Source organism: Rhodohalobacter sp. SW132 (assembly GCF_003390325.1).
GTDB lineage: Bacteria > Bacteroidota > Rhodothermia > Balneolales > Balneolaceae > SW132.
This window is the reverse complement of the sequence record NZ_QUOK01000001.1, coordinates 951,944-968,426: the sequence shown is the minus strand read 5'-3', so window position 1 is coordinate 968,426 and position 16,483 is coordinate 951,944. Positions and strand designations below refer to the sequence as shown.

At 41.3% G+C, this 16,483-nt stretch carries 16 protein-coding genes; 12 read left to right on the top strand and 4 right to left on the bottom strand.

The window, feature by feature from the left end:
* Window positions 1-134 precede the first annotated feature (134 nt).
* The 3 genes from DYD21_RS04130 (at window position 135) to DYD21_RS04120 (ending at window position 1,704) form a co-directional block, all read left to right on the top strand.
* The gene (locus tag DYD21_RS04130; RefSeq protein ID WP_116032864.1) at window positions 135-722 is read left to right on the top strand and encodes a hypothetical protein; all 588 of its coding nucleotides are present in this window, start codon (window positions 135-137) and stop codon (window positions 720-722) included.
* Between the two features lie 425 nt (window positions 723-1,147).
* Window positions 1,148-1,372 (top strand): addiction module protein, encoded by a 225-nt coding sequence (locus tag DYD21_RS04125; protein WP_116032860.1) that lies wholly within the window; start codon window positions 1,148-1,150, stop codon window positions 1,370-1,372.
* Between the two features lie 98 nt (window positions 1,373-1,470).
* The gene (locus tag DYD21_RS04120; RefSeq protein WP_116032856.1) at window positions 1,471-1,704 is read left to right on the top strand and encodes an addiction module protein; all 234 of its coding nucleotides are present in this window, start codon (window positions 1,471-1,473) and stop codon (window positions 1,702-1,704) included.
* Window positions 1,705-1,714: 10 nt separating this feature from the next.
* Here the strand turns inward: DYD21_RS04120 and DYD21_RS04115 are convergent, their stop codons facing one another.
* Window positions 1,715-1,921, bottom strand: coding sequence for a hypothetical protein (locus tag DYD21_RS04115; protein WP_116032853.1), 207 nt, complete (start codon window positions 1,919-1,921; stop codon window positions 1,715-1,717).
* Here DYD21_RS04115 and DYD21_RS04110 point away from each other — a divergent pair.
* Window positions 1,920-2,354 (top strand): hypothetical protein, encoded by a 435-nt coding sequence (locus tag DYD21_RS04110; protein ID WP_116032850.1) that lies wholly within the window; start codon window positions 1,920-1,922, stop codon window positions 2,352-2,354. The two genes, DYD21_RS04115 and DYD21_RS04110, sit on opposite strands and share 2 nt — an antisense overlap.
* A gap of 185 nt (window positions 2,355-2,539) precedes the next feature.
* Here DYD21_RS04110 and DYD21_RS20960 read toward each other — a convergent pair whose 3' ends face one another.
* Together DYD21_RS20960 and DYD21_RS04105 are read right to left on the bottom strand one after the other, a co-directional pair.
* Entirely contained in the window at window positions 2,540-2,689 is a 150-nt protein-coding gene (locus DYD21_RS20960; protein WP_158551405.1) for a hypothetical protein, read from the bottom strand.
* Between the two features lie 234 nt (window positions 2,690-2,923).
* A complete protein-coding gene (locus tag DYD21_RS04105) occupies window positions 2,924-4,267 on the bottom strand; it encodes a hypothetical protein (protein ID WP_158551404.1) in 1,344 nt (447 codons plus the stop codon).
* Window positions 4,268-4,347: 80 nt separating this feature from the next.
* Between DYD21_RS04105 and DYD21_RS04100 the strand changes: the two genes are divergently transcribed.
* Window positions 4,348-4,956: a hypothetical protein gene (locus DYD21_RS04100; protein WP_116032843.1), complete on the top strand. Its 609-nt coding sequence runs from the start codon at window positions 4,348-4,350 to the stop codon at window positions 4,954-4,956.
* Here the strand turns inward: DYD21_RS04100 and DYD21_RS04095 are convergent.
* Window positions 4,953-5,654 carry an SOS response-associated peptidase gene (locus DYD21_RS04095; protein WP_116032839.1) on the bottom strand — a complete coding sequence of 234 codons (702 nt, stop codon included), beginning with the start codon at window positions 5,652-5,654 and terminating at the stop codon, window positions 4,953-4,955. The two genes, DYD21_RS04100 and DYD21_RS04095, sit on opposite strands and share 4 nt — an antisense overlap.
* Window positions 5,655-5,845: 191 nt before the next feature.
* Between DYD21_RS04095 and DYD21_RS04090 the strand changes: the two genes are divergently transcribed.
* The 7 genes from DYD21_RS04090 (at window position 5,846) to DYD21_RS04060 (ending at window position 16,151) form a co-directional block, all read left to right on the top strand.
* Window positions 5,846-6,733 (top strand): hypothetical protein, encoded by an 888-nt coding sequence (locus DYD21_RS04090; protein WP_116032835.1) that lies wholly within the window; start codon window positions 5,846-5,848, stop codon window positions 6,731-6,733.
* A 360-nt stretch (window positions 6,734-7,093) separates the two neighbouring features.
* Window positions 7,094-7,708 (top strand): hypothetical protein, encoded by a 615-nt coding sequence (locus tag DYD21_RS04085; protein ID WP_116032831.1) that lies wholly within the window; start codon window positions 7,094-7,096, stop codon window positions 7,706-7,708.
* Window positions 7,709-7,886: 178 nt separating this feature from the next.
* A complete protein-coding gene (locus DYD21_RS04080) occupies window positions 7,887-9,344 on the top strand; it encodes a type I restriction-modification system subunit M (RefSeq protein WP_116032828.1) in 1,458 nt (485 codons plus the stop codon).
* Window positions 9,341-10,522 (top strand): restriction endonuclease subunit S, encoded by a 1,182-nt coding sequence (locus tag DYD21_RS04075; protein ID WP_116032824.1) that lies wholly within the window; start codon window positions 9,341-9,343, stop codon window positions 10,520-10,522. Before DYD21_RS04080 ends, DYD21_RS04075 begins: the two co-directional genes overlap by 4 nt.
* On the top strand, window positions 10,519-12,156 hold the full coding sequence (locus DYD21_RS04070) for an ATP-binding protein (RefSeq protein ID WP_116032820.1): 1,638 nt from the start codon (window positions 10,519-10,521) through the stop codon (window positions 12,154-12,156). The genes DYD21_RS04075 and DYD21_RS04070 overlap by 4 nt, the downstream gene beginning before the upstream one ends.
* 55 nt (window positions 12,157-12,211) lie before the next feature.
* Entirely contained in the window at window positions 12,212-14,590 is a 2,379-nt protein-coding gene (gene hsdR, locus DYD21_RS04065) for an EcoAI/FtnUII family type I restriction enzme subunit R (RefSeq protein WP_116032816.1), read from the top strand.
* A 28-nt stretch (window positions 14,591-14,618) separates the two neighbouring features.
* Complete coding sequence (locus DYD21_RS04060) at window positions 14,619-16,151, top strand: anti-phage dCTP deaminase (RefSeq protein ID WP_116032812.1); 1,533 nt, start codon at window positions 14,619-14,621, stop codon at window positions 16,149-16,151.
* Window positions 16,152-16,483: the final 332 nt, after the last annotated feature.

Here is a 16,483-nt window from a genome sequence, read left to right as displayed (position 1 = left end):
CAGGCACGGAAAATAACTATGGCTTCATACTGATCTATTCAGTTTTAAAAATTTGACAATTAAAATAGTTGGCAGGCTGCACAAGCTGTGGGCCGTTAGGCGAATAAAATTGTGTCCAAAAAAAATCAAACGATATGAAAAATTATAGGTCAAAAAATGAGGAAGGAGTGTACAACGCAATTGGACACTTTGTGGTTGAGTTCTCACATCTTCATAGCATGATGGAATTAATGTCGGTAAATATGATTTCAAACCCAGGCTCCTCCAGTTCAAGAAATAAGGCTTGGATTTTAGTAAGCGATCAGACGACTTATCCAGTTATGTCAAAACTATTTTCACTACTAATGGAAGAAAAAATTGATGTTTGGAGTTCAGAAGACAAGAATGTAATTAATTCAATAAGAAAAGAGATTATTAAATTAATTGAGGAGCGTAATAGAATATCTCATGACATTTGGTCTTTAGGTCACCCAAACACTCCCATTTCAGATGAGGCGGATGCATTAAGATTTAGAAATACATCTTCCCCCAAAAAAGGGATTTCTAAAAATAGAACTCCAATCACAATCACGACAATTAAAGAATTGATCCAAGATTGTATCCGTCTACGGGAAATAATCGTAAAATTAGGTTTATACTCACTTGATGATTCAAATATTAAGTCTCCAAGTCAAGAATTTGAATTAAACGACGATCAATTAGTACAGGTATCCAATAATTAAAGAAATTCTTTATTAAATTTGCACACATATTCGCATGATCAGCGCTTTAAGGGTTGGAAGCCGTTATGTACCTTAATTTTTAAGAGACTTGTTAAACGCTTACAGGATTGTATTTTACAAGTTATTATGTTTAAAAAAGTTATATACCGTAGAGCCACACAGCATTTCAACGGTTTTCAACTGATAAACCACGATATGGTCAGTCAGGCTTCTGCCTCGTGATCCATGACAGTCTAGAAGACAATAGAATATGTTGTGTATTTTTATACTGGACAATCAAGCAGCAGGCTAAACTTTCTTGGCCTCATTCATTTATGGCAAGTCTCTGAGAAGGGGCAAGCCCAAACACCCGGTATTTCGGGTAAATAGATCCAATTCAATGGCATCGAAAATTCACTCATAATTATTGATATATTTTTGTTTCCATGAACACAAAACAGATCATATCTATAATATCCAATTTACCATTTGATCAGCAAGCAGAGATAGTTAATCAGATCTTGCAAAAGTTCCATCAACCAGATCAGGATGTAGAAAAAGCCTGGATGGATGAGGTCGAGCGGAGGGCCAGAGAAGTTGACTCAGGGGAAGTCGAAATGGTTCCCGGGGAGCAGGCTATGCAACGCCTCAGATCCTTTACTCTGGGATAATGGTCTCGACTACAAGATGCAGTTCATATGAAGCTGCATACTTGATTTCCGGAAAAATTTTCTGACTTTATCGACATTTAATTATTTAAATTACTCCCATGAATAAAGACCAGATCATTTCCTTTATCAACGATTTGCCAATTGATCAGCGAATTGAAATTGCTGATCAAATTCTTCAATCTCTTCACCAGATCGATCCGGATATTGAAAAAGCCTGGGCCAAAGAAGCCCGGCGACGGTTGAATGAATTCGAAGAAGGCAAGGTAAAAGCTATTCCTGGAGACCAATTTGAAAAAGAAGTTCAAGAGTTAAAAAAAAGTTTTTCTGAATGATTTACTCTTTTCAGGAAGCGAGAAAAGAATCGATTTCAGTAAACCCATTCAATTTCTCCGCACCATTCAACCTCCCTCCCTGCCTGCCGGTGCATATAAATCCAGACTCTTTCAGACTCAATAGCTCTATCCTGCGAGATCGCTTTAAAATATCAATTGATTCTCCTTCCTTTTTTCTAAATTCTCCATACACTGAATCAATTATGAGATAGGCCATGAAACCAGTTGATAATCTTTTTGAAGCTGTTGAAAATCACTTTTCCACTTACGGAGTGTACCCAAAGGTTGTAATATCGAGAGAGTTTTGGGAGGATCATGCCACTGAAGTAGCACAGCTCTCATCAAAAGGTGTTGATTTTGAAGTCGATGACAGAATGCACTTTAAAACTTTCTACCTAGAAGGTGGAGATTCAGATGTACGTCATGTAGAGACTCTCAACGATTTGAAAAAACACATTGATGAGATGGTAGCTGAAGGGAAAGGAGAATGGCCAGTATTGTCAATGCCCCCGGACGCGAATGTATACCTGCCTATTAGCTTCTACCCAATTATTCCATCAAAGGATCCGGAAAATGATATCGAACGTTACGCAGCCATTGCCGGCGATCCCGAAAGAGAATTTATTTTATTCTTAGTAGGTGATGGCTGATATCACTTATATCAACTCACAGGTTAAACAGGTATATCTCCTTTTTTTGAATTCAGGGGGGATTAGATCCATACGGGATCGTTTTTGGGAATGGGAAATCTTAGATAAGCTCGATTGTGAGATTTAGGTATTCATCTTAGAGAAATTGCAGCTTTCCATGTTAGCTTGTCGGTCAGAGGTGAGCATTATTCGAAATTTTCAAAATACTCATACAGTTCCATCTCCATCAATAAATAATCAATCCACACTTCCGATTCTGATATCCTTCTCCACAACTCTACAGCATTCTCCCAATCCATTTTACCCTGCACAAAATTGTGAATGTCTCTCGTCATTCTAATTTGTTCTGTCATCGTCCTGATATTTAATTTATGATTGAAGATTCTCTCTAACGGTATGATCTAAATCCTATCGATCCCTTACAGTTTTATTGGAATATTTTTTGTGTGACTACAGATGAGAAATGAAATGAGACTTAAATCAATTACTATCCAGATTAGGCATCAATCAGAGATTGAGTGAGAATTTAACTGTGCGTTGATCATAAAAATTGATGAAGCAGAGGTAAACTATACGTTACGATCTAAAAAGTGGGTATTACCTTCGACCCGGTGAAGAGTATTTGCTTTGGTAATGACCTTCGGCCCAAACCGATTCTTAATTTCGTCCATAGCTTTTATCCGTTTTGTTTTATCTTCATCATCCTGAAAGAATACGCTGAGCTGATTCGTCTTATCAATCTTATGGGTTCCAAGGCCAATGTTCCGGATTTCAATGCCATCCCTGCTCGCTTTTTGTAGGGCCGGTTTAATTTGATTCATTAATTCCGCGAATACATAATCATCAATGCTTGTATGAGCGGGGGTGACAAATCGAAATCCAACTCCGGGTTTAGTAGGATCATTAAAACCAAACATCCCCCAATACGAATTTGCACGGATGCCATAGGCTCTCATCCGGTAGCATACCTGCTGGACGGCAATGGCAAACTCACCCTTTATCCGATCCATATCGGCAGAGCCTTCTGAAAAGGTGTGCCCATAGCTGATGCCCTGCTTTGGCTTGTAGTCCTCAGAGATTTCTTCCATTACGCGACCCTGGTCTTTCCCAGTAATGGTTTGATAGAGCATTCTGCCAAAGTTGGCACCGAACAGGCGAATGAAGGTCTTGATATTTCCGCGCTGAGCTACATCTCCAATGGTTTTGTAGCCTTCAGCCAGGATATGCTCATACCTTCTCTTGCCCACACCCCAGACTTCATCCAGATCCAGTGGCCAGATTTCTGTTCGTTCATCATCGGTCGTTAATATTAACGTCCGACCCTTTGGTTTGTCTAAGCTGCTGGAGAGCTTGGCGTAGGTCTTCGAGCGGGCAATGCCCACAGCGCCCACCAGGTTTGTGGATTCAAAGATCCGTTCCTGCAGCCGCCTTGCAAAGTCGTCTATTTCCTTTCGGGATTTTTCCTTCAGAAAATCTACCTCCATGAAATACTCATCCATACTGTAGCGCTCCACAACAGGGGCAAAGTCCTTAAAAATGAAGTGTACCTGCTTGGAGATGGCAGTATAGGAGTCATAGTCCACCTGGAGCATGCAAACATGCGGACAGATTTGCCACGCTTCAAAGGCGCTCATGCCCGTTTTAATGCCAAAGCTTCGAGCCTCATAACTGGACGTGGCTACAATTCCTTTTACCTGACCATTCTCCTTGCGCCACCCACCTATTATCAGCGGCAGCCCGTATAAATTCTTGCGAAGCTGTTCTACCTGCGCATAAAAACAGGCAAAATCAAAGTGGAGATAAAGCCTGTCTTTTCGCGAACTGTGTTGGTGTTCCGGGTAGATGGTATTGTACAGGGTGATCCGGTGAACATCGTGTTCGGGCTGATAGGCATATGTCTTTTTTTTAGGCATTTCATACATCAATTTTTTTCCTTCTATTGATATGTGCAATATATGTGTGTAGTTTGATCTGACCAAAAAGAATTACGGTCATGAATGAATTTCCACTTATAGAAATGCTGGCATTTTTTACCCGATATGAAGCCAGTCCTAATGCAGATTGGAGGCTGCCGTATCGCCGTGACCTTCTGCGAGTGCGCTCTTGCCACAGCAAAGAAGAGGGAGGGATTCAAAAATCATTTTACACGATAGACACCAAGCAGGGTGAGCGGTTTGACCTGGTGTTAAACGAAAAGGAACTGTTTTGGTCGCTCGATAAAACAAACGGCTATGAAGATATGGCGATTGACCGGGTATTAGCCCTTGTAGACCGTCATAAACATAAACCATCACGGGCGCACCGAATCATCCCGTACCGGTTTGAGCTGCTTCCAGAAGAGATAGCCAAGAAAACCTATGACGGTACCGAAAAATCATTGATTCACAGAATGCAGCCATACCGGTTCCGTTCCGGTAAGATACCCTCCTCTCAAGTCATTGGGCTTCCAACCCAGCACCTTGAAAACACGATGATCACCAAAGAGTTAAATTACGTGGCAGAAACCGATCAACACCGGTTTTTTCACCTGGTCTATATTTTGGACGAGATGGACTGGCGGTTTATGCAGGAGGTAGATGAACAGTATCTGTTTGTACGCTAACCAAATAAGTCAGCCTTTTGAATAAGATTTTCACTGTTATTTTTGACATTTCCGACAGCTTTACTGACGATATATTCATCGATTCCATCATCGGAATACGGACGTAGAAAATCTGTTAAATAATCCGGGTCTTCATTATCCGGATCAAGCCAGTCGCTAAACTCCGATGGATGCAAAATGACCGGCATGCGATCATGGATCTTCTCCATCACCTTATTCGGCTTGGTTGTGATAATCGAGTAAGACCTGTTGGAAGAAATATCTTCAGGAGCCAAATCAGAGAAAATTCCAGCAAACCCGATGAACTTCTCATTTACAGGATAGATATAGTGTGGCGTCTTATTTCCTTTTTTACCTGACCATTCGTAGAAACCACTTGCCGGTATGATACACCTGCTTGTGAGAAAAGGCTTCTTCCACATTGGCTTCTCGACAATAGAATCATCGCGAGTATTGATTGGCAGAAAGAGTTTTTTGCCTGGCTTTGGTTTCCACCCCATAAACCCCCAGTGCATCGTTTCCAGTGTTCGTTTTCCGTTTACATCTACATATGCCACCGGCATTTCGTGGGTGGGTGCAACATTGTAGTTATTGATAGGAGCTTTTGAGTCACTCAAACTAGAATCTCTATCAATAGTATTCAAAAACTCTTCGAGTTCCCTCAGTTCTTTACTGGTAAGTGTGTAACGTCCGCACATAAAATTGGGTTGAAACAGTGATAATAACTGAATTAGAGAAAAGTATACAAAATATATATCCCACAGATATTGCTAGAAGTTATAATATTTTTTAAAATCGATTAGCATCTCTTCTGTCTTGAACTGGATCGTTATTCCACTGATTTGTGGCGCAGTGGTTAACAAACCCTTGTAATCTAATCTTTAAAGCCATGCGTATTCTATTATTAATGGTCATTTCTAGTTTTGTAGTGAATCATGCGTCAGCACAATATGGTCTACAGGCCGTGTTTGATATGGACAAGCTTGATGTGAATCTAATAGAAGCTGAATGTGATAGTATTATAATAAATACACAAAGAGCTACATATGACGCAACAACAAAAGAACCAATTTTAATCGGACCTATACTAACTAGAAAATATGCAGAATGTTATTTTAGAGACAGAGATCGTATTCTAAGATCTGCGGCTTTATTCTTTCAGGACGATACAGCAATATTGGGTGTTGAAACGTTTAGTGATATAGGAGCGCTACCAGTGGTTGGTAGAATACCGATAATAGGCAAGCTATTCGGGTATGGTCGATATGGTGTTGGCTTACTTGTACAAGGAGGTCAAGCGGATTCGCTTTCACAGTCAGCTGCGAATGCCCAATTCATGGATGGCGGTGGGAATATCAGCTTTTATTATGCAGCCCCTGTAGTTTCATGGCGTAATGGACCTAGTGGCATGCGTAGGTCATCTGTTTTGGATGTACTCCTTGCACCAAGATTTTCTACAACAGTATCAGGTCTGAATACATCAACTAATAGTAATTCATACAATTTTGATTTGGCAGCAGATATAAGATTAGATGTACTCTCCTTCGAACGTATTTTTGATATTAAAGGTGCATTGAGAACAGGTTATGCCATAGGCTCATCTGATTTTTATGAAGCAATGGGAACAGCTGGTCCTTTCGGATACTTGAGGTTAGAAATTGCTCTTGATATTGCGAGTCAATACCGTCTACGAATAAGAAACGGTCTGTCCGGACCTAAGTCACTTACATCTACACCTATTAGCATTGGGCTGCAGTTAATGCCACGTGTAATTTAATCTTAATACAATAGGTGATAAATTTTTGAGTAATTTTACTTTATATGCCGTCATTATATGCCGTCATTATAAGCTTTGTATTCATCGTCTCATTTCACTTATTCATGATCTAGTTATTCAGCAGGAGTTCGTTTTATAAGACTAATAATTCCAACATTAAATTTGCGATCCAAGAAATAATGAAATTTCCACATTGGCAACACTTTTTGTCAATAGAGAAGGACTCTGTAGGAATAATTGGATTAGTTGAATTTGATCATCAGCTAATAAAGACACAATATTCGGTCTGTCATTTAATTCAATTGATTCACGTGGGCAGGATCAGAAGTATGAACCGTATCTAATCAGTAGGTAAAAATTATGCAACGCTTACCATTCTTGATTGTAGCGATAGTCGCCGGTGGCCTTGTAATCACGCGCGCTCTAGATCCGATACTGCTGTACTTAGACCAAATTTCACTGATTCTTTTTGTGGTGGGTGCTGTCGCGGTACTCATCACCTATCAACCTATGAAGCGCTTCAAAATGGGTGATGTTGAGATCGAGTTCGAACTTACACGTCTTGGCCGCGAAATCGGGGCAGCACAAAATGCATTGTTGAAAGAAGATATGGTTATTCCGTCAGAGATTTCTGAACGCGTATCGATGTTACTCCAAAATTCTGTGGACAGGCCAGGTATTGTTGTTCTTGCCCTGTGTTCTATGCTTGAGGAGGCACTCCGGAAGCGTCTTGGTCCAGAAGTTGGCCGATTTGCATCATTAGAGGAAAGCCTTAATCAAGGTGTAAAGTTAGGATTATTGCCTGCTGAAACTCAGGATGCATTCAAAACCTTCTGGAAGATAAAAAGCCGGGTAGTAAGTGATAAGCATTTTAGGGTTGACTCGGAAGTATTGCTTACACTAATTGCAACAGCGACGGACCTTCTCAAAATCATTTCAGCGCAACCTATTTCACCGAATCAGCGGAAAGAATAGAGTTATCTGGGTCAATTCACCCAAATTAGAATCTAATTTCTAATAGCCTCTAAGAACTCCCTTATCCCCCAATTAATCAAAGTAGCTTTTCAGCCGAATTTTCGAAATATTCAGGCACTCCCAAAAAAAGGCTTTGGGCTTCATCAAACTGCAAACCGGCTAAATACACATCAAGTCTATGTTCGAACAGGCATTTAACAATATTGATAATTCTCTCTGGAAGGATGCAGGGTGCGATAGTGAACTCGATTATATTGAGCAGACCTCATGGGTACTTTTTCTGAAATATCTGGACGATCTGGAGAAGGAAAAGTCGGATGAGGCCCAGTTAAAAGGTGAGAGTTACAACTATATACTGGATGAAGAGTACCGGTGGGAAAGCTGGGCTTATCCGCTGAATGAGGAGGGTGAGCTGAACCATAACGCGGTACTGACCGGCGACGACCTGATCGATTTTGTAAATGAGAAGCTGTTCCCCTACCTCAAGAAGTTCAGACAGGATCATATTGATAACCCGCAAACCATCGAGTACAAGATCGGGGAGATCTTTTCGGAGCTGAAAAATAAGATGCATAGCGGGTACGTGCTCCGGGATGTGATTGATGAGGTGAATAAGCTCCCGTTTCTCTCAGCGGAAGATAAACATGAACTCAGCCACCTCTATGAGACCAAGATTAAGAACATGGGCAATGCCGGGCGAAACGGCGGACAGTATTACACGCCTCGGCCGCTGATCCGGGCCATGATCAAGGTTGTTGATCCAAAGGTTGGTGAGACCATTTATGATGGTGCCGTTGGTTCTGCCGGTTTCTTGTGTGAGGCTTACGATTACATGTACGAGCGGATGGAGAAAACGACCGAGAACCTTCAGACCCTTAAAGAGAGTACGTTTTACGGGAAGGAGAAGAAAAACCTGGCCTACATCATCGGGATTATGAACATGATTCTGCATGGAATTGAGGCACCCAATATCGTGCATACCAATACGCTGGCTGAAGACATCCGGAACATACAGGAAAAGGACCGGCACAATGTGATTCTGGCCAATCCTCCCTTTGGCGGAAAAGAGCGCAAAGAGGTACAACAGAACTTTGATATAAAGACCAGTGAAACAGCTTTCCTTTTCTTGCAGCACTTCATCAAGTCCCTGAAAGCGGGCGGACGTGCAGCAATTGTAATTAAGAATACCTTTTTGAGCAATACTGATAACGCCTCCATCAGCCTCCGGAAGCGACTACTCGAAAGTTGTAACCTCCATACTATTTTGGACATGCCGGGAGGTACGTTTCTGGGAGCGGGTGTGAAAACGGTTGTGCTCTTTTTTGAAAAGGGCGAACCCACAAAAAACATCTGGTACTACCAGTTCAGGCCGGAACGAAACTTAGGAAAAACGAATCCTCTGAATGATGAGGACTTGGCCGAGTTTGTAGAGCTACAGAAAGAGAAGCCGGAAACCGAACAATCCTGGAATCTGGAGATCAAAGATGTGCCAGAGGATACATTTGATCTCAGTCCTGCAAATCCAAATACACCGGAAGAAGGTCCGCTCCGAAGCCCACAAGAGATTTTGGACGAAATGGAGATGTTGGATGTAGAAACACGAGGGATTATGCAATCAGTACGGGAGTTGGTATGAGGGATGGTTGGGATGAAATAAATTTGATAGATGTAGTAAATCTTAAAAGTGGTACTACAGTTTCTAAAAAATTGGAGCAGGAATTTGGTGACATTCCTTATTTAAAGGTCGCTGATATGAACTTGCCTGAAAATGAACATTCAGTAACTACTTCATCAAGACATCTTAACAAGAATGATATACAGCCAAGTAAAATATTACCGGTTGGTACAGTAATTTTTCCAAAGCGAGGCGGGGCAATAGCAACGAATAAAAAAAGGGTTTTAAAAACACCGGCTTGCGTAGATCTTAATATTATGGGAGTAATTCCCCATGACAATATTCTCTCACAGTATCTCTTCTATTATTTTTTAAGCTTTGATTTGTTGGACATATCCAATGGAAGCTCAATACCTCAAATAAATAATTACAGTTTTGAAGATTTGAAAATTAATCTTCCTAAGAACACTAAAGAACAAAAGCGCATCGTAGCTATTTTGGATGAAGCGTTTGAGGCGATTGATCAAGCGAAAGCGAACTTTGAGCGGAATATTGAAAATGCGGAGGAGCTGTTTCAGAGTAAGATGGAGAAAGCATTTGACCAATTATCAGAAGATGACAAAAATATATTTCACCTTAAGGATGTATGTGAATACGATAAAACAACCAACGAAAAAACTGGAATACCTTATGTGGGTTTAGCAGATATCGAATCAAATACAGGACGATTCATTGGTGATTTAACCCCTAAGGAGATGAAAAGTCGGACATTTTACTTTAATGAAAACCACCTGTTGTATGGACGATTACGACCTTACTTAAATAAAATTTTAATCCCTTCTTTCGAAGGTCATTGCTCAACAGAAATTTTCCCTGTAAAAACATCAAATAGAATTTTAAATACATATATATTTTACTGGTTTTTAAAGCCAAGCACTGTCCAGAATATTAACAATACTTCAACTGGTGCAAGAATGCCAAGAGCAAATATGGATGATGTTCTACAATTTGAAATTCCCGTGCCTGATATAGTTGTTCAGAAAAAAATTGTTAATGAGTTAGTCAAGATTAAAGAGGGAAGTGCTGCTCTTATTCAGAGTTATAAAAAAATGAGCGTTGAACTTGAAGAACTCAAAAAATCCATATTAAAAAAAGCCTTCTCCGGAGAACTTACAGCGAATGAAACTGTAACGGTATGAAAGAAGGTAAAAATAACGACAAAAAATCTCTTCGCTTTTTAAAAGGTGCCAATACCGATTGGGATGAATTGGCTAAAGATTGTGTGTGCTTTGCTAATGGACGTGGTGGAATAATTTTTATCGGTATTGAAGATGGGGATTCTTCACCACCCAAGAACCAATCGATAAAAGACCCTCATCTCCCGGAGAAGATACAGAAAAACATTGCTCACCGTACCTTAAATGTCGGTATCGCAGTAACTATTGAGATTGCCGAAAATAAGGCAGAGTATATTCGGCTGGAAATCTTCCGTAATGCACAAACCATCGCTTCTACCACCGATGGCCGTTACTATACCCGCGTACATGATGAATGCACACCGGTTCCGCCTGATGAAATGGCTCGTTTAGCAGCCGAGAAAAATGCCTATGTGTGGGAGGAACAAATCACCAAGCGGGTACCGGCCACTCGTTTTGATCCACAAAAAAGGCAAGTATTCTTGAATGACATCCGCAATTCGGCTCGTGTCAGTGATTTTATTAAAGAAATGCCTGATGAAGAAATTTTTGAGTTTTATTTTTTCCAAAAACAAGGCTTTTTAACCAATTTAGGTATCCTTTGGATTGGTATCCGGCAGGACAGGGCAAGCCTTTTATATCCGCCAGCTATACAGGTTATTCGCTACAACGAAAGTGATGAAAAGGTATGGAAGCTGTTGCTGGATGATTACTTTAGAAATCCCAAAGAACTGCTAAACAGTGTTCTAAGCGATGTTCCCGATTGGCAGGAAAGCATCGAAGTTTCAGAAGGGATGTTTCGAAAGAACATCCAATTCTTCCCCATTGAAGTGGTAAGAGAGTTGGTTGTAAATGCTTTAGTACATCGAACCTATACCATGCGTGGCGATATTTTTATCAATATTTTTACAGACAGATTAGAAATCCACAGTCCGGGTCGCCTGCCTTTTGGCGTAACTCCTAAAAACATCCTGAGTCAATCGGTAAGGCGCAATGAACACCTTTCAAAAGTATTTTATGATTTAGGGTTAATGGAAAAAGAAGGAAGTGGCTATGATTTAGTGTATGCTAATTTACTTGCCTCAGGTAAACCAATTCCGGAGGTTAAAGATCTTGATGACAGAGTTGTAGTGATTGTGAAAAAGCAGTTCGTGAGCAAACAGGTTATCCGGTTAATGGATAAAGCAAGCTCGGAGTTTAACCTGAAACAACGTGAACTTATAACGCTTGGGCTATTAGCTCAACAGCAATCATATACGGCTATTGAATTATCCAAGATTTTAACTCAAGATAAAGAACATGGATTAAGGAGTTGGCTTGGCCGATTACTTGATTATGACTTAGTCGTAAAATCTGGCCGAGGGAAAGGAACTCAATATGCAGTGAATCCCGAATTTATACGGCAGTCCCAATTCAAAGGTAAAACCAGCCTAAAGAATATCGAAGATCACCGATTGGAAGAATTGATCTACAAAGATGTAAAAGCTTATCCTAAAAGTGCTTTTGGTGACATTCACAAAAGAATTGGAAAGGAAATCAATAAGCACAAAGTAAGAAGAATCATCAAATCCATGGTTGATAAAGGTAGTCTTGAGAAAAAAGGCGAGAAAAGATGGACCCGATATTCTATTAAGTAAAAAGTGCAAGAAAATGAATAATTGCTAAATAGAATACTCAATAGAATCTAATAGAATGAACGAAGCGCAAACCAGACTGGAGCTGATTACACCTGCTTTGAAAGAAGCTGGCTGGGGTGAAGTTGAGGAGAGCCGCATCCGCGTAGAGGTTCAAATTACAGATGGACGGCTGATTGGAAATGGCAGGCGGACACCCCCGCTCATCGCCGATTATATTCTTGAGTACAAAAATCGTCAGCTTGCCGTCATTGAAGCCAAAGCGAGAAAAAAATATTATACGGACGGAGTAGCACAGGCAAAAGATTACGCCGAACGGCTCCACATTCGCCACACTTTTTCCACCAACGGGGGCCGGATTTACAGCATTGATATGGAAGAGGCTCGTGAAGAAGAGGTTTCCCGGTTTCCTACTCCTGAAGAGCTTTGGCTAAAGACCTATCCACCGGAAGAGACTCGGCAAAACCCCGAAGTATGGAACTGGAAAGAGCGATTTAACTCTGTACCCTACGAGCTATTGATGGGCAAATATCTCCCACGGTACTATCAACGCAATGCCGTGGATGCTGTACTTAACTCTATTGCAGAGAGGCAAGACCGGCTGCTACTCACTATGGCCACGGGGACGGGTAAAACGGCCACAGCCTTTCACATCTGCTGGAAACTGTTTCAGGCCAAGTGGAATCTCTCCAGGGATGGCCAGAGAAGACCGCGCATACTCTTTTTAGCTGACCGTAATGTGCTGGCCAACCAGGCAATCCAATCGTTTGGTGCGTTTAATGACGATGCAACTATTCGCATCCGCCCCGATGAGATCAAAAAACAAGGCAAGGTCCCGACCAACGCCAGCCTCTTCTTTACAATTTTTCAGACCTTTATGAGCGGTCCGGACGACTCCCCCTACTTCGGGGAGTACCCGGAGGATTTCTTCGACTTTATCATCATTGATGAGTGTCACCGCGGCGGAGCCAATGACGAAAGCTCCTGGCGGGCCATCATGGAGTACTTTAGTCCGGCCGTGCAGCTTGGGCTTACCGCCACCCCCAAGCGCAATGACAACGTGGATACCTACAGGTACTTTGGCGAGCCGGTCTACACTTATTCGCTGAAGGCAGGGATCAATGATGGCTTCCTAACGCCGTTTAAAGTGAAGGAGATCTCCACAACAGGGGATCAATACCGCTACACACCCGATGACCAGGTACTGGAGGGTGAAGTAGACCAAGAGAAGGAATACTCGCTGGAAGAGCAGAACCGCATCATCGAACTGATGGATGTGGAAAGGTACCGGGTTGAGCTATTCATGGATATGATGAACCAGAATCAGAAAACGCTTGTATTCTGTGCCACTCAAATCCACGCGGCTGCCGTCCGTGACCTGATCAACCAAATTGCCGATAGTACCAATACCAACTACTGCCACCGGGTAACGGCTGATGATGGGGCGCGGGGAGAACAGCACCTCAACGAGTTTAAGGACAATGAGCGAACCATCCCCACGATTTTAACCACGTCGCAAAAACTGAGTACCGGTGTTGACGCCCCGGAGGTTCGAAACATCGTGCTGATGCGCCCGATCAACTCCATGGTGGAGTTTAAGCAGATCGTAGGTCGCGGCACGCGGGTATTTGACGGTAAAGACTACTTTACAATCTACGACTTTGTGAACGCACACGAACACTTCAACGATCCGGAGTGGGATGGCGAACCGATTGAACCGGAGCCTCCGGTTCCCCCGCCCGGTCCTGAGCTCTGCTCCGTTTGCGGCCAATCGCCGTGTGTGTGTATAAACGAACCTGTACTTTGTCGGGTGTGCGGTGAATACCCCTGTGTTTGTGAGACGTCACCCCGACGAATGGTCCGGGTGAAGCTATCCGATAACAAGGTACGGGAGCTGGATTCGATGGTGAAAACCACATTCTGGAGTCCCGATGGTACGCCGATATCGGCAGAACAGTTCATTGAGAACCTGTTTGGCGAGCTGCCCGACCTGATCAAAAGCGAAGATGAGCTTCGGCGAATATGGAGCAAACCCGGCACCCGAAAGCAACTCCTTCAGGAGCTCAGCGACCGAGGTTATACCGGCCCGCAGCTTGAAGATCTTCGCAATACCATTCACGGTCAAGACAGCGACCTGTTTGATGTGCTCTCCTACGTGGCCTACCACTCCGATATTGTTCCTCGCACAGACCGCGCGAACCGCGCAAAGCTTCACCTGGACTCATACGACCCCAAACAGCAGGAGTTTATCAATTTTGTCCTTGCGCAGTACATAAAAGACGGTGTAGGTGAATTGGACGATGATAAGCTCGGCAACCTGCTCAGGCTAAAATATAGGGCCATAGCAGACGCCAAGCGAGAACTTGGAGATATCCCATCGATCCGGGAGACATTTGTTGGATTTCAGGAGTGGTTGTATAGGGAGAGGGTGGGATAAATAATAATCTAAACTAACAACTTTAGTCATGGGTGAAAAACAATTAGAAGTATTAAAATCAAAAGTAGAACAAGGAAGTCTGCAACAGAAAATTAAAAATACATATACAGACGAATTAATAATTTGCCTCTGTGGGCCTATAGGTGTGGATCTTCACAATACAGCTTCAGAATTTAAAGAAATCTTAGATTCAAAATTTTCTTACGAGACTGAAATAATAAAATTAAGTGAATATATAAAGAAGCATAAAAGTGTTGCTAAATTTGACCCTTCTTCTGAGAGTAAGGGTAAGTACTATCACAGAATTATTGATGCTGGGAATGAACTTAGAAAAGAACATGGTGCATCAATTTTAGCCGAATTAGCAATCAATAAAATTGCCCAAGTAAGAGAAAAAAGTAAAGATCATCCTGATGATGATTTCCACTCACTTAGAAAGTGTTTCATAATTGATTCCATAAAAAACATTGAAGAACTTGAGCTTTTCAACTTAGTGTATGGTAACATAGTTTATTTCGTAGGTGTCCTATCAGATATTGAAACCAGAACCAATAATTTGCTTCAAGAGAGATTAGAACAGCCTGAAATTTTTGAATTGATTGATAGGGATTCAGGTGAAGAATTTGATCATGGACAGAAAGTATCTAAGTGCTTAACTGAATCTGATATTTTTATTAGACTGAATATTACTAATAGACAAATTTTACAGGATAAAATATCTCGATTTTGCAGCTTGATATTTGAAACGAGTATCGTGACTCCAACTGCAAATGAAAAAGCCATGTATTTAGCATATGCAGCAGCTGGTAACTCTGCATGTTTAAGTAGACAAGTTGGGGCATCTGTAATGAGTAGTCAAGGAGATGTTCTTTCAGTTGGCTGGAATGACGTCCCAAAATATGGAGGAGGGGTTTATTATTCAGAAGATAAAGTGAATGATAGCCGGTGCATGCACATAGAAGGAGGTAAATGTTTTAATGATGAAGAGAAGGCTATAATTTCGGATAAATTACTAGGTGATTTAGTTGACGGTGGTGTTATTTCCGAGTTTAATAAGACAAAAGCATTACAAATTATTAAGAAGTCTAAGATCAAATCATTGATAGAGTTTTCCAGGGCGGTGCATGCTGAGATGCATGCAATAATAAAAGGGGCACAAAAATCTGGGGATAAAATGATTAATGGGAAACTATTTTGTACTACTTATCCTTGTCATAACTGTGCCCGCCACATTGTTTTGGCCGGTATCAAAGAGGTTTATTTCATAGAACCGTATCGAAAAAGTTTGGCAACCAAATTACATTTTGATTCAATCATTGAAAAAGATGATGGTTCTGACAAAGTCAAATTCTTACACTATGATGGCATTTCACCAAAAAAATATTTACACTTTTTCAAGAATAATAAGCCCCGTAAAGATAAAACAGCAGGTAAAATGATTCGATACAGTTCGAGGGATCAGTCGCCAAAACAATCAGTAAGTTTACGTGCGGTACCTATCTTGGAACAAATGATTACTCAAACTTTAAAAGAAAAAAGGGTAGTTGATGTCACAGAATAAAAAAGGTTTTAAAAACTCCAAGGAACAGCTTAGTCTCAAGTTTAAGATGAGCAAATCTGAGTCTACTAATCATTCCCATGAGACTAATAAGGCAAGTCAAGCTCGCATATACCCACTCAATAGTGAAGCTTATTGGAATAAAAAAATATTGGAAAGAAAGTAATCGTATCTAAAATTCGCCTGAGAGAATGGCATACAGGAAATATCACCATTCTGACTCATTAAACTTCTCAGTCTGGAAATATAAAATTCATACTTCGCCTCAATTCTGATCTTATAAACAGTGCGTCAATAATGAGGTGTGTGGACTTACTATGTAGATAAAATCCAAG

Bases quoted from the DNA above. Each gene is read 5' to 3' on its own strand.
- DYD21_RS04095 (WP_116032839.1), bottom strand. From the start codon at position 5,654: ATGTGCGGACGTTACACACTTACCAGTAAAGAACTGAGGGAACTCGAA.
- DYD21_RS04075 (WP_116032824.1), top strand. From the start codon at position 9,341: ATGAGGGATGGTTGGGATGAAATAAATTTGATAGATGTAGTAAATCTT.
- DYD21_RS04100 (WP_116032843.1), top strand. From the start codon at position 4,348: ATGAATGAATTTCCACTTATAGAAATGCTGGCATTTTTTACCCGATAT.
- DYD21_RS04130 (WP_116032864.1), top strand. From the start codon at position 135: ATGAAAAATTATAGGTCAAAAAATGAGGAAGGAGTGTACAACGCAATT.
- DYD21_RS04085 (WP_116032831.1), top strand. From the start codon at position 7,094: ATGCAACGCTTACCATTCTTGATTGTAGCGATAGTCGCCGGTGGCCTT.
- DYD21_RS04110 (WP_116032850.1), top strand. From the start codon at position 1,920: ATGAAACCAGTTGATAATCTTTTTGAAGCTGTTGAAAATCACTTTTCC.
- DYD21_RS04115 (WP_116032853.1), bottom strand. From the start codon at position 1,921: ATGGCCTATCTCATAATTGATTCAGTGTATGGAGAATTTAGAAAAAAG.
- DYD21_RS04125 (WP_116032860.1), top strand. From the start codon at position 1,148: ATGAACACAAAACAGATCATATCTATAATATCCAATTTACCATTTGAT.
- DYD21_RS04080 (WP_116032828.1), top strand. From the start codon at position 7,887: ATGTTCGAACAGGCATTTAACAATATTGATAATTCTCTCTGGAAGGAT.
- DYD21_RS20960 (WP_158551405.1), bottom strand. From the start codon at position 2,689: ATGACGAGAGACATTCACAATTTTGTGCAGGGTAAAATGGATTGGGAG.
- DYD21_RS04120 (WP_116032856.1), top strand. From the start codon at position 1,471: ATGAATAAAGACCAGATCATTTCCTTTATCAACGATTTGCCAATTGAT.
- DYD21_RS04070 (WP_116032820.1), top strand. From the start codon at position 10,519: ATGAAAGAAGGTAAAAATAACGACAAAAAATCTCTTCGCTTTTTAAAA.
- hsdR (WP_116032816.1), top strand. From the start codon at position 12,212: ATGAACGAAGCGCAAACCAGACTGGAGCTGATTACACCTGCTTTGAAA.
- DYD21_RS04105 (WP_158551404.1), bottom strand. From the start codon at position 4,267: ATGCCTAAAAAAAAGACATATGCCTATCAGCCCGAACACGATGTTCAC.
- DYD21_RS04090 (WP_116032835.1), top strand. From the start codon at position 5,846: ATGCGTATTCTATTATTAATGGTCATTTCTAGTTTTGTAGTGAATCAT.
- DYD21_RS04060 (WP_116032812.1), top strand. From the start codon at position 14,619: ATGGGTGAAAAACAATTAGAAGTATTAAAATCAAAAGTAGAACAAGGA.